Source organism: Pseudomonas sp. BF-R-30 (assembly GCF_019956175.1).
Classification (GTDB): domain Bacteria; phylum Pseudomonadota; class Gammaproteobacteria; order Pseudomonadales; family Pseudomonadaceae; genus Aquipseudomonas; species Aquipseudomonas jessenii.
The window spans coordinates 17,648-30,755 of sequence record NZ_JAHBDE010000035.1 but is presented as its reverse complement, the minus strand read 5'-3'; the positions used below and the strand labels follow the sequence as shown (position 1 = coordinate 30,755).

Below are 13,108 nucleotides of genomic sequence, written 5' to 3'. Positions count from 1 at the left end.
GTCTTAGTGTCCGCTACGCATCATCTCCTTCGGCACATATTTGCCGATTTCGAACTTGCCGATTGCCGCACGGTGCACTTCGTCCGGGCCGTCGGCCAGGCGCAGGGTGCGTTGCATTGCATACATGTAGGCCAGCGGGAAATCGTTGGAAACCCCTGCCCCGCCATGGATCTGGATCGCCCGGTCGATCACCCGCAATGCCACGTTTGGCGCGACGACCTTGATCTGCGCGATCTCGCTTTTCGCCACTTTGTTGCCGACGGTGTCCATCATGTACGCCGCTTTCAACGTCAGCAGGCGTGCCATGTCGATTTCCATCCGCGAGTCGGCGATCTTGTCGATGTTGCCGCCCAGGCGTGCCAGAGGCTTGCCGAACGCCGTGCGGTTCACCGAGCGCTTGCACATCAGTTCCAGGGCGCGCTCGGCCATGCCGATCGAACGCATGCAATGGTGAATCCGGCCAGGGCCAAGGCGACCTTGAGCAATTTCGAAGCCGCGTCCTTCGCCCAGCAGGACGTTTTCGTAGGGCACCCGCACGTTTTCGAAATGCACTTCGGCGTGCCCATGAGGTGCATCGTCGTAACCGAACACCGGCAGTGGACGCACGATCTTCACACCGGGCGCATCCACCGGCACCAGAATCATCGAGTGCTGGGCGTGACGTGGCGCGTCCGGATTGCTCAGGCCCATGAAAATCAGGATTTTGCAGCGCGGGTCGCAAGCACCCGAGGTCCACCATTTCTTGCCGTTGATCACCCACTCGTCGCCATCGCGCACGGCACGGGCGGCCATGTTAGTGGCGTCGGAGGACGCAACGTCCGGTTCGGTCATGGCGAACGCCGAGCGGATCTCGCCCCGCAGCAGCGGTTCGAGCCAGCGTTGTTTCTGCTCTTCGTTGGCGTAACGCACCAGCACTTCCATGTTGCCGGTGTCCGGTGCCGAGCAGTTGAACGGCTCTGGCCCCAGTAGCGAGCGGCCCATGATTTCCGCCAGTGGCGCGTATTCGAGGTTGGTCAGGCCGGCACCCAGTTCGGACTCAGGCAGAAACAAATTCCACAGGCCTTCGGCCTTGGCCTTGAGTTTCAGTTCTTCCATGATCGCCGTCGGCTGCCAGCGATCACCCTCGGCGACCTGGCGCTCGAACACGGCTTCGGCGGGATAGACGTAGGTGTCCATGAACGCTGTTACGCGCTCACGCAGTTCCTGAACCTTGGGCGAATAAGCGAAATCCATGAGCGAGATACCTTCTTGGGGGAGGTTGTTTTAGGTCATGTATCGATGCTAGAACAGCGTTGATAATTTACCTAGCCTATTCTCGGCGTGTATAAACATTCATCACCGATATATGATCGGCTGATCGTCACGGTCAGCCCGCCCACACAATAAGAGAGCCGCGTAATGAATCTGAGCAAGGTCGATCTCAACCTTTTCATCGTCTTCGACGCGATCTACACCGAAGCCAACCTGACCCGCGCCGGGCAGATTGTGGGCATTACCCAGCCAGCGGTGTCGAACGCTCTGGCCCGGTTGCGCGAGACCTTCAACGACCCGTTGTTCGTGCGCACCGCCCAGGGCATGGTGCCCACGCCCATGGCACAGAACATCATCGGCCCGGTGCGCAACGCGCTCTCGCTGCTGCGCGTGTCGGTGCAGGAAAGCCGCATTTTCAACCCGCAGCAAGCGGTCAAGACCTATCGCATCAGCATGACCGACCTGACCGAAGCGGTGATCCTGCCGCCGCTGTTCCAGCGCCTGCGCCGCCTGGCTCCGGCGGTGATCATCGAAAGCTTCCTGTCCAAACGTCGCGAAACCACCAAGGAACTGGCCGCCGGCCGCCTCGACTTCGCGGTGGATGCGCCGCTCAACACCGACCCGCAGGTGCGTCACGTCAAGTTGATGGAGGACCGCTACGTGTGCGCCATGCGCAAGGGGCATCCGCTGGCGGGCAAGGAAAAACTCACACTGGACGATTACCTGAGCCTGACCCACATCCATATTTCCAGTCGTCGCAGCGGCCTCGGCTATGTCGACCTGGCGCTGGGCAAGATGGGCATCCAGCGCAAGATCGCCCTGCGCTCCCAGCATTACCTGATGGCCTCGCAAGTGCTGCAGCAGACCGACATGGTCATGACCGTACCGGAACGATTCGCCCGTCGTAACGATTTGCACGCCTTTTATCTGCCGGTCAACGATGTACCGCCGGTGGAAACCCACCTCTACTGGCACGAAAGCACTGACCAGGACCCGGCGAACCGCTGGATGCGCGAGCAGATGATCGAGTTGTGCCAGCAGGTGACGGCGCAGGAGAAAAAGCTCGAGAAGGTGTAGGGCGCTACACCGCGTTATCGTTCTTCGCGAGCAAGCCCGCTCCCACATTGGATCTTCAGTGGACAAAATACTTGTGTCCTACACAGATCCCTGTGGGAGCGGGCTTGCTCGCGAAGAGGCCAGCAAGAACAGCAAAAATCGCTGCCCCTTGACGTAAACGTCAACCTGCCATTAGCTTAGCGCCATGACCTTTTGCGAGCGCGTCCATGAGCAGCCAGACCTACAGCATTTCCGATCTCGCCCGCGAGCTCGACATCACCACCCGCGCCATTCGCTTTTATGAAGAGCAAGGCCTGCTCAGCCCCGAGCGCCGTGGCCAGGAACGCATTTACTCGCCCCGCGACAAGGTCAGCCTGAAGCTGATCCTGCGGGGCAAGCGCATCGGTTTCTCCCTGGCTGAATGCCGCGAGCTGATCGAGCTCTACGATCCGTCCAGCGGTAACACCAAACAGTTGCACAGCATGCTGGCGAAAATCAGTGAGCGCCGGGAGCAGCTTGAACAGCAAATGCTGGACATCGAACAGATGAAACTGGAACTCGATACCGCAGAAGAGCGCTGCGTGCAGGCGCTGGAGCAGACGCTCAAAAGCCAGGAAGTCATTCAGTAAAACCCGACCCCTTGTAGGAGCGAGCCTGCTCGCGATGGTCGTTAACGATAACCCGTGTTTGCTGGATAAACACGGTGCCTGGGAGCCCATCGCGAGCAGGCTCGCTCCTACAGGGTTCTCCGAACAATCAGCACAGGTCGAACCCCATGCCCCTCCCCACCCACGTACGCATTGTCGAAGTCGGCCCACGCGACGGCCTGCAAAATGAAGCCCAACCCATCAGTGTTACCGATAAGGTGCAACTGGTCGACGCACTGACCGCAGCCGGGCTCGGCTATATCGAAGTCGGCAGTTTCGTTTCGCCCAAGTGGGTGCCGCAGATGGCTGGCTCTGCCGAGGTCTTCGCGCAGATCCAGCGCAAACCGGGCGTGGTCTACGGCGCGCTCGCCCCCAACTTGCGCGGTTTCGAAGATGCCCTCGCTGCCGGGGTCAAGGAAGTGGCCGTGTTCGCGGCGGCGTCCGAAGCGTTTTCCCGGCGCAACATCAATTGCTCGATCAGCGAAAGCCTGGAGCGTTTCGGGCCGATCATGGACGCCGCCAGACAACATGGGGTGACCGTGCGCGGGTATGTGTCCTGCGTGCTGGGCTGTCCCTATGAAGGTCATGTCACCCCGGAGCAGGTCGCCCTGGTCGCCCGCGAGCTGTATGCCATGGGCTGCTATGAGGTCTCGCTGGGGGACACCATCGGCACCGGCACCGCTGGCGCAACCCGCAAGATGTTTGAAGTGGTATCGAAGGAGGTGCCCCGGGAGAAACTCGCCGGGCACTTCCACGACACCTACGGTCAGGCTGTGGCCAACATCTACGCCAGCTTGCTGGAAGGCATCTCGGTGTTCGACAGCTCCATCGCAGGTCTCGGCGGCTGCCCCTACGCCAAGGGCGCCAGCGGTAACGTCGCCACCGAAGACGTGGTTTACCTGCTCAACGGCCTGGGCATCGACACCGGAATCGACCTCGACGCCCTGATGCTCGCCGGTCAGCAGATTTGCACGGTATTGGGCCGCCCTACCGGTTCCCGCGTGGCCAAGGCCCGCAGCGCACAGTGAGTGCGCTGAGTGTGTCCGGGTGTTACCGCTGTGTCTGAAACGTGGGCACAAGCGAGTAACACGGAAACAAATTGTAGGGTTTTGCCTGAGGCGCAAAACCCTACAAATTTTCAAACCATTGATTTTAAAGGCTTTTATAAAGTTGGCACGCCTCCTGCTATATCTATCGCATAACAAGAATAAAAAAATTGCGGCAAACCTAATAAAAACAAGACGTAACGACTCTGACATAACAAAAACAACACGGCAGAGACGCAGCTAACAGATTTTTTTGGAGAAGATGTGCTTTTCAGGGTGCTTTTCGGAGTTACCCGCAACCGGGCAGAGAATAATAAAACTACCTTCAGGTAGCTCCCGAACTGGTTGGATCGCTCAGCGAGAAAGTAGATCAGCGCTCAAAAAAATACGTTTGCTCTTGATCCCGAATGGGGATCGCCAAAAACAGCGGTAAAGGGCAACGGTTGCCAAAAACAAAAACAGACCGACCCTCAATAATAAAAAAAGAGCACGCGCAACGAAAATTAAAGGGGAGCTTCGGCTCCCCTTTGTGCTGTCTGCGATTCTGAAAACTCTTCAAGACACTGTGGGAGCGAGCTTGCTCGCGATGGCGGTGGATCAGTCAGCACAAACGTTGAATGTCACACCCTCATCGCGAGCAAGCTCGCTCCCACAGGTTTCCTCTTCATTCCTGCTTTTCGCGCAACTCCTCGATACTGATCTCGCGCATCCGGAATTTCTGGATCTTGCCAGTCACCGTCATCGGAAACTCCTCGACGAACTTGAAGTAGCGCGGCGTTTTGAAGTGCGCGATGCGCTCCTTGCACCAGGCTTGCAGCTCTTGCTCGGTAGCGCTGTGGCCGGGGTGGAACTTGATCCAGGCGACAATCTCTTCGCCGTAGCGCGAGCAGGGAATGCCAATCACCTGCACGTCCGCAACGGCCGGATGAGTGAAGAAAAATTCTTCCAGCTCCCGCGGGTAAATATTCTCACCACCACGGATGATCATGTCCTTGTTGCGCCCGGCAATGCACACGTAGCCCTCGTCGTTCATGCTCGCCAGGTCACCGGTGTGCATCCACCCAGCCTGATCGATGGCGTCCGCCGTGCCTTCAGGGTTGTTCCAATAGCCGAGCATCACGCTGTAACCGCGGGTGCACAGCTCACCGATGGTGCCACGCGGCACCAGGTTGCCCGCTTCGTCGATGATCTTGCTTTCCAGTTGCGGCTGGGTGCGGCCGACGGTGGTCACGCGCAGTTCCAGGTCGTCTGAAGGACCGGTCTGCAACGACACCGGACTGGTTTCCGTCATGCCGTAGGCAATCTGCACTTCGCTCATGTGCATTTCGCTGATGACCCGGCGCATCACCTCAATAGGACAGGTTGCGCCCGCCATGATCCCGGTGCGCAGGCTCGACAGGTCGAACCCGGCACGCTGAGGTTGATCGAGCATGGCGATGAACATGGTCGGTACGCCGTACAGCGCGGTGGCCTTTTCTTCGGCCACGGTGCCCAGGGTCAGCAACGGATCGAACGCGTCGTTCGGGTAAATCATCGTACTGCCATGGGTGATGCAGCCAAGATTGCCCATCACCATGCCGAAGCAGTGATACAGCGGCACCGGGATCACCAGGCGATCGGCCGCCGTCAAGCCCAGGCTTTCGCCAACCATGTAACCGTTGTTGAGAATGTTGTAGTGACTGAGGGTCGCGCCCTTGGGAAAACCGGTGGTGCCAGAGGTGTACTGGATGTTCACCGCCTGGTCGAAATGCAGGCTTTCCTGACGCTCGCGCAATTGTTCAGGAGACACGCTGCCAGCCAGATCCGTCAGTTGCGACCATGGCAGGAAACCGCTGGGCGGCTGCACATCCAGGCTGATCACGCCGCGCAACTCCGGCAACCGCTCGCTGAGCAATTTGCCGATGGACTGCTCCGCCAGTTCCGGCACCAGGCCCTGCACCATGGCGTGATAGTTCGAGGTCTTGAAGGCCCCGGCACACACCAGCCATTGGCAGCCGGATTGCTTCAACACGTATTCGAGTTCGGAACTGCGATACGCCGGATTGATGTTGACCAGGATCACGCCGATTTTCGCGGTGGCAATTTGACTGATGCACCACTGCGCACAGTTCGGCGCCCAGATACCGAGGCGGTCCCCGGCTTGCAGCCCCAGCGCCAGCAGTGCCCTGGCGTGCAGGTCCGCGGCCTCGGCCAATTGCCGCCAGGTGTAACGCAGCTGTTGATGGCGCACCACCAGCGCCTCCCCGTCCGGGTACTGCGCGACCGTGTTGTCGAACGCCTGGCCGATGGTCATCGCCAGCAAGGCTTTGTCCTGGGAACCACGGGTGTAACTGCGTTGCGGGCTTGCACTGGGTTGATCCATGACGACCCCTATTGTCTTTATTTATGGGCTACCGGCGGACGGCGGTCTCTGTAGGAGCGAGCCTGCTCGCGATGAACAAAAGGACGCCGCGTCTATCCTGAATGCACGCGTTATCGTTTACGACCATCGCGAGCAGGCTCGCTCCTACAGGTCCGCGTTCTATCTTGAACTGCCTCTACTCTCGCTCAAGTTGACGTTAACGTAAAGGGTGATTGACAGCCATTCGTCACAGGCTTACGTTAACGTAAAGGTGAGAACCCAATCACGGCCTCCCCACCCTACAAAAAAGCCAAAAGGTGACCCATGAGCTATCCATCCCTGAACTTTGCCCTCGGTGAAACCATCGACATGCTGCGCGATCAGGTTCAGTCCTTCGTCGCCAAGGAGATCGCCCCGCGCGCCGCTCAGATCGACATCGACAACCTGTTCCCCGCCGACCTGTGGCGCAAGTTCGGCGACATGGGCCTGCTGGGCATTACCGTGCCGGAAGAGTACGGCGGCGCCGGCCTGGGTTACCTGGCCCACGTGGTGGCCATGGAAGAAATCAGCCGTGGCTCGGCTTCGGTGGCGTTGTCCTACGGCGCGCACTCCAACCTGTGCGTCAACCAGATCAACCGTAACGGCAACCACGAGCAGAAATCCAAATACCTGCCGAAGCTGATCAGCGGCGAGCACATCGGCGCTTTGGCCATGAGCGAACCGAATGCCGGTTCCGACGTGGTGTCGATGAAACTGCGTGCCGATAAACGCGGCGACAAGTACGTGCTCAACGGCAGCAAGACCTGGATCACCAACGGTCCGGACGCCAACACCTACGTGATCTACGCCAAGACCGACCTGGAAAAAGGCCCTCACGGCATCACCGCCTTCATCGTCGAGCGCGACTGGAAAGGCTTCAGCCGCAGCAACAAGTTCGACAAGCTCGGCATGCGCGGTTCGAACACCTGCGAGCTGTTTTTCGATGACGTCGAGGTGCCGGAAGAAAATATCCTCGGCGTGCTCAATGGCGGCGTGAAAGTGCTGATGAGCGGCCTCGACTACGAGCGTGTCGTGCTCTCCGGCGGCCCGACCGGGATCATGCAGGCGTGCATGGACCTGATCGTGCCGTACATCCACGACCGCAAGCAGTTCGGCCAAAGCATCGGCGAATTCCAGCTGATCCAGGGCAAGGTCGCCGACATGTACACCCAACTCAACGCCAGCCGCGCCTACCTGTATGCCGTGGCCCAGGCTTGCGAGCGCGGCGAGACCACACGCAAGGACGCCGCCGGCGTGATCCTCTACAGCGCCGAACGCGCTACGCAAATGGCCCTCGACGCGATCCAGATTCTCGGTGGCAACGGCTACATCAATGAATTCCCGGCCGGCCGTCTGTTGCGTGACGCCAAGCTGTACGAAATCGGCGCAGGCACCAGTGAGATCCGTCGCATGCTGATCGGTCGCGAACTGTTCAACGAAACCCGCTAAACGGAGCTGCACATGGCTACCCTGCATACCCAGCTCAACCCCCGTTCAGCGGAGTTCGCCGCCAACAGCGCAGCGATGCTCAAGCAGGTCGACGCGTTGCACACCCTGCTCGCCCAAGTGGCGCAAGGTGGCGGCCCGAAGGCTCAGGAACGCCATACCTCGCGGGGCAAATTGCTGCCTCGCGAGCGCATCAACCGCTTGCTGGATCCGGGTTCGCCGTTTCTGGAGATCAGCCAACTGGCGGCGTACGAGGTGTATGGCGAAGACGTCCCCGCTGCTGGCGTAATTGCCGGGATCGGCCGTGTGGAAGGCGTCGAGTGCATGATTGTCGCCAACGACGCCACGGTCAAAGGTGGTTCGTATTACCCGCTGACGGTGAAAAAGCACCTGCGCGCCCAGACCATCGCCCAGCAGAACCGTCTGCCGTGCATCTATCTGGTGGACTCCGGCGGCGCCAACCTGCCGCGTCAGGATGAAGTGTTCCCGGACCGCGAGCACTTCGGACGAATTTTCTTCAACCAGGCCAACATGAGCGCCCTGGGCATCCCGCAGATTGCCGTGGTCATGGGTTCCTGCACCGCTGGCGGCGCCTATGTACCGGCGATGGCCGATGAAGCGATCATGGTCCGCGAACAAGCGACCATCTTCCTCGCCGGCCCGCCGCTGGTGAAAGCCGCGACGGGTGAAGTGGTCAGTGCCGAGGACCTCGGCGGGGCCGATGTGCACTGCAAGATTTCCGGTGTGGCCGACCATTATGCCGAGAGCGATGAACACGCCCTGGCACTGGCACGCCGCAGCATCGCCAACCTCAACTGGCGCAAGCAAGGCGAGGTTCAGCAACGCACGCCGATCGCCCCGCTCTACAGCAGCGACGAGTTGTACGGCGTGGTCCCGGCCGACGCCAAGCAACCGTTTGATGTGCGCGAAGTGATTGCGCGGCTGGTGGACGGATCGGTGTTCGACGAGTTCAAGGCGCTGTTCGGGACGACGCTGGTCTGCGGTTTTGCTTACCTGCACGGTTACCCGATCGCGATCCTCGCCAACAACGGCATCCTCTTCGCTGAAGCGGCGCAGAAAGGCGCGCACTTCATCGAACTGGCGTGCCAGCGCGGCATCCCGCTGCTGTTCCTGCAGAACATCACCGGTTTCATGGTCGGGCAGAAGTACGAAGCTGGCGGCATCGCCAAGCACGGCGCGAAACTGGTGACCGCCGTGGCCTGCGCCAAGGTGCCGAAGTTCACCGTGATCATCGGCGGCAGTTTCGGTGCTGGTAACTACGGCATGTGCGGTCGCGCCTACGATCCGCGCTTCTTGTGGATGTGGCCGAATGCGCGCATCGGCGTGATGGGCGCCGAACAGGCGGCCGGCGTGCTGGTGCAGGTCAAGCGCGAACAGGCCGAGCGCAGTGGCCATGGTTTCAGCGCCGAACAGGAAGCCGAGATCAAGCAACCGATCCTCGACCAGTACGAAGAACAGGGTCACCCCTACTATTCCAGCGCGCGTCTGTGGGACGACGGTGTCATCGACCCGGCCCAGACCCGCGACGTACTGGCCCTGGCCTTGTCCGCGTCGTTGAACGCGCCAATCGAACCGAGCCGCTTCGGCGTGTTCCGGATGTGATTTTTTGTAGGAGCGAGCTCGCTCGCGATGGTCGTCAACGATAACGCTGAAAGCCTGACACCCAGCGGCGTCCTCAAGACCATCGCGAGCAGGCTCGCTCCTACAGAACAGAGTTGTGGAGACGGACAATATGAGCGACTTCAACACCCTCGAACTGCTGACCGACCCCCGTGGATTTGCCACGCTGTGGCTCAGCCGTGAAGAAAAGAACAACGCCTTCAATGCCGAAATGATCCGCGAACTGATACTCGCCCTCGACAAAGTCGCCAGCGATGCCAGCCTGCGGTTTCTGATCGTGCGCGGTCGTGGTAAACATTTCAGCGCCGGCGCCGACCTGGCCTGGATGCAGCAATCGGCCGAGCTCGATTACGCCACCAACCTCGATGACGCCCGGGAACTGGCGGAATTGATGTACAACCTGGCCAAACTGAAGATTCCGACCCTGGCCGTCGTGCAAGGCGCAGCCTTTGGCGGCGCGTTGGGCTTGATCAGTTGCTGCGACATGGCCATCGGTGCCGATGACGCGCAATTCTGCCTGTCGGAAGTGCGCATCGGCCTGGCACCCGCGGTAATCAGCCCGTTCGTGGTGCAAGCCATTGGCGAGCGCGCTACACGTCGCTACGCCTTGACCGCTGAGCGCTTCGGCGGGCAACGGGCACGGGAAATCGGATTGTTGTCGGAGAGCTATGCAGGTGCCGAGCTGGAACAGAAAGTCGGTCAATGGATCGACAATCTGCTGCTCAACAGTCCGGCCGCGATGCGCGCCAGCAAGGACCTGTTGCGCGAAGTCGGCGACGGTTCACTGACCCCGGCATTGCGCCGCTACACCGAAAACGCCATCGCCCGCATCCGCGTCAGCCCCGAAGGCCAGGAAGGCCTGCGCGCCTTCCTGCAAAAACGTCCGCCGAGCTGGCAAGCCGAAACCACCAAGGAGCCCCGTTGATGAGCGCACCTGTCCTCACCACCCTGCTGGTGGCCAACCGTGGCGAAATCGCTTGCCGGGTAATGCGTACCGCCAAGGCCCTGGGCCTGACCACCGTGGCCGTGCACAGCGCCACCGACCGTGACGCCCGGCACAGCCGCGAAGCTGACATTCGGGTTGACCTCGGCGGCAGCAAGGCCGTCGACAGCTATCTGCAGATCGACAAACTGATCGCTGCCGCCAAGGCCAGCGGCGCCCAGGCGATTCACCCCGGCTATGGCTTTCTGTCGGAGAACGCCGGGTTCGCCCGCGCCATCGAAGCGGCCGGCCTGATTTTCCTTGGCCCGCCCGCCTCGGCCATCGATGCCATGGGCAGCAAGTCCGCCGCCAAAGCCCTGATGGAAACCGCTGGCGTGCCACTGGTGCCCGGTTATCACGGCGAAGCCCAGGACCTGGAAACCTTCCGCGCCGCCTGCGAACGCATCGGCTATCCGGTGTTGCTCAAGGCCACGGCCGGGGGTGGCGGCAAAGGCATGAAAGTGGTCGAGGACGTCAGCCAATTGGCCGAAGCCCTGGCCTCGGCCCAGCGTGAGGCGCAATCGTCGTTCGGCGATTCGCGGATGCTGGTGGAAAAATACCTGCTCAAGCCACGTCACGTGGAAATCCAGGTCTTCGCCGACCAGCACGGCAACTGCCTGTACCTCAACGAACGCGACTGCTCGATTCAACGTCGTCATCAGAAAGTCGTCGAAGAAGCACCGGCGCCGGGCCTGAGTCCGGAGCTGCGGCGCGCCATGGGTGAAGCCGCCGTACGCTCGGCGCAGGCCATCGGTTACGTCGGTGCCGGCACCGTGGAGTTTTTGCTGGATGCGCGCGGCGAGTTCTTCTTCATGGAAATGAACACCCGCCTGCAGGTCGAACACCCGGTCACCGAAGCCATCACGGGCCTCGACTTGGTGGCTTGGCAGATTCGCGTGGCACGCGGCGAAGCGTTGCCGATGACTCAAGACCAGGTGCCGCTGGTGGGGCACGCGATCGAAGTGCGGCTGTATGCCGAAGACCCGGGCAATGATTTCCTGCCGGCGACCGGTCGCCTGGAGCTGTATCGCGAATCCGCCCAAGGGCCGGGCCGTCGAGTGGACAGCGGCGTTGAAGAAGGCGATGAAATTTCGCCTTTCTACGACCCGATGCTCGGCAAGTTGATTGCCTGGGGTGAAGACCGTGAACAGGCGCGCTTGCGCCTGCTGAGCATGCTCGACGAATTCGCCATCGGCGGGCTGAAGACCAACATCAATTTCCTGCGGCGCATCATTGGCCACCCGGCATTTGCCGCTGCCGAACTGAATACCGGCTTCATTCCCCGTTATCAGGAACAGTTGCTGCCGACCCCAGCGGAACTCAGCGATGATTTCTGGCAAGCCGCCGCCCAGGCGTTCGCCCAGAGCCAGCCCCATGCAACCCGCGCCGATGACCTGAGTTCGCCGTGGGCTGCACCTAACGGGCTGCGTGCCGGCTTGCCGAGAGAAATCACTCTTCACCTGAGTTGTGAAGGTCAGGACCGTGCACTGACGCTGGGCGACATCAATGCCCACAGCGCTCGGCTCAAGGGCGAGCAACTGCTGACCGAGCACGAAGGCGTGCGCCGTCAGCACCGCGCAATACGCCGTGGCGACTATGTGTATTTGCAGTGGGATGGCGAGTTGCGCCGCATCGAGTCTTACGACCCGATCAGCGCCGTCGAGGCCAGCCACAGCCATCAGGGCGGGCTGACCGCCCCCATGAACGGCAGCATCGTCCGGGTACTGGTAGAGGCCGGGCAATCGGTCGAGGCCGGGGCGCAATTGGTGGTACTGGAAGCGATGAAGATGGAACACAGCATCCGCGCGCCCCACGCCGGGGTGATCAAGGCGCTGTATTGCCAGGAAGGCGAAATGGTCAGCGAAGGCAGTGCGCTGGTCGAACTGGAAGAAGCGTGAAATGAAGATCGGTCCTACGCATCGCGAGGACCGATCTGATCAGAACCTGGCTGTTGCCTGAACCACTACACCGATGATTCGACACTCTTCGGTGTACAAGGCTTTCGGATACGTCGGATTGAGCGGGACCAGATAACGCTGCCCGCCCTCTTCGATGAGCTTGCGGAACGTGGCTTCGTTGCTGCCCGGCCACTGGGCAATGACCAGTTTGCCAGGCTCGACGTCCACCGCAGGGTCCACCAGGATCAGCATGCCTTCCGGGATGCTGATGCCATTGGGTGCGGTCATCGCATCGCCTGCCACTCTCAACCAGAATGCCGGCCCCCGGGCGTGGTAATCGGACAGTTCAAAGTGTCCTTTTCCGTACACCGGAACCTCGCCGTCACGCACTTCGGCAGGTTCGCGCCAGTCACTGACCGGGTAGCGAAAGTACGGGTTGTACTTCTGTGTCAGGGGGATTTCGTCGTCCGTTGACGCCTGCGGCTCCCGGATCACCAGCGCCACTTCGAGAAACTCAAGGCCCAGCGCCCGCAGCACACGGTTCATGTCTTCGATGCCGGGTTCACGACGTTTGTTGAGCCAGTGGCCAATGCCGCCCTGGGACATCCCGAGGCGCTCGGCGAGTATCTCTTGAGTGATTTTGAGTTCACTCATCTTGGCCTTGACCAATTCAATCCATTTATCCATGTGCGGCACGATACGTGGGCGACTCCAGCCATCAAAACACAAAATGTAGTATTTAAATTGTCGTCACAAATACA

The 13,108-nt window shown here is 60.6% G+C and carries 10 protein-coding genes; 7 read left to right on the top strand and 3 right to left on the bottom strand.

Going from position 1 to position 13,108, the window contains the following annotated elements:
• Positions 1–3 precede the first annotated feature (3 nt).
• Positions 4–1,233 (bottom strand): acyl-CoA dehydrogenase, encoded by a 1,230-nt coding sequence (locus KGB20_RS18905; RefSeq protein ID WP_095059574.1) that lies wholly within the window; start codon positions 1,231–1,233, stop codon positions 4–6.
• Positions 1,234–1,398: 165 nt separating this feature from the next.
• On the opposite strand from KGB20_RS18905, the gene KGB20_RS18900 reads away from it, so the two are divergent.
• The 3 genes from KGB20_RS18900 (at position 1,399) to KGB20_RS18890 (ending at position 3,982) form a co-directional block, all read left to right on the top strand.
• On the top strand, positions 1,399–2,328 hold the full coding sequence (locus tag KGB20_RS18900) for a LysR family transcriptional regulator (RefSeq protein WP_090456650.1): 930 nt from the start codon (positions 1,399–1,401) through the stop codon (positions 2,326–2,328).
• A 206-nt stretch (positions 2,329–2,534) separates the two neighbouring features.
• Positions 2,535–2,936, top strand: a complete 402-nt coding sequence (locus tag KGB20_RS18895) for a MerR family transcriptional regulator (RefSeq protein ID WP_057714129.1) — start codon at positions 2,535–2,537, stop codon at positions 2,934–2,936.
• A gap of 146 nt (positions 2,937–3,082) precedes the next feature.
• Positions 3,083–3,982, top strand: coding sequence for a hydroxymethylglutaryl-CoA lyase (locus KGB20_RS18890; RefSeq protein ID WP_102671594.1), 900 nt, complete (start codon positions 3,083–3,085; stop codon positions 3,980–3,982).
• A 682-nt stretch (positions 3,983–4,664) separates the two neighbouring features.
• Here the strand turns inward: KGB20_RS18890 and KGB20_RS18885 are convergent.
• On the bottom strand, positions 4,665–6,362 hold the full coding sequence (locus tag KGB20_RS18885; protein WP_090456654.1) for an AMP-binding protein: 1,698 nt from the start codon (positions 6,360–6,362) through the stop codon (positions 4,665–4,667).
• Positions 6,363–6,665: 303 nt separating this feature from the next.
• Here KGB20_RS18885 and KGB20_RS18880 point away from each other — a divergent pair, with 303 nt between their 5' ends.
• From KGB20_RS18880 to KGB20_RS18865, 4 genes are all read left to right on the top strand, one after another.
• Complete coding sequence (locus tag KGB20_RS18880; RefSeq protein WP_007946948.1) at positions 6,666–7,829, top strand: isovaleryl-CoA dehydrogenase; 1,164 nt, start codon at positions 6,666–6,668, stop codon at positions 7,827–7,829.
• Between the two features lie 12 nt (positions 7,830–7,841).
• Positions 7,842–9,449, top strand: coding sequence for a carboxyl transferase domain-containing protein (locus tag KGB20_RS18875; protein ID WP_150812594.1), 1,608 nt, complete (start codon positions 7,842–7,844; stop codon positions 9,447–9,449).
• Positions 9,450–9,579: 130 nt separating this feature from the next.
• A complete protein-coding gene (locus KGB20_RS18870; RefSeq protein ID WP_150812593.1) occupies positions 9,580–10,392 on the top strand; it encodes a gamma-carboxygeranoyl-CoA hydratase in 813 nt (270 codons plus the stop codon).
• The gene (locus KGB20_RS18865) at positions 10,392–12,347 is read left to right on the top strand and encodes an acetyl/propionyl/methylcrotonyl-CoA carboxylase subunit alpha (RefSeq protein ID WP_223532844.1); all 1,956 of its coding nucleotides are present in this window, start codon (positions 10,392–10,394) and stop codon (positions 12,345–12,347) included. Before KGB20_RS18870 ends, KGB20_RS18865 begins: the two co-directional genes overlap by 1 nt.
• A 39-nt stretch (positions 12,348–12,386) precedes the next feature.
• Here KGB20_RS18865 and KGB20_RS18860 read toward each other — a convergent pair whose 3' ends face one another.
• On the bottom strand, positions 12,387–13,034 hold the full coding sequence (locus KGB20_RS18860) for a LexA family protein (RefSeq protein WP_150812591.1): 648 nt from the start codon (positions 13,032–13,034) through the stop codon (positions 12,387–12,389).
• Positions 13,035–13,108 lie beyond the last annotated feature (74 nt).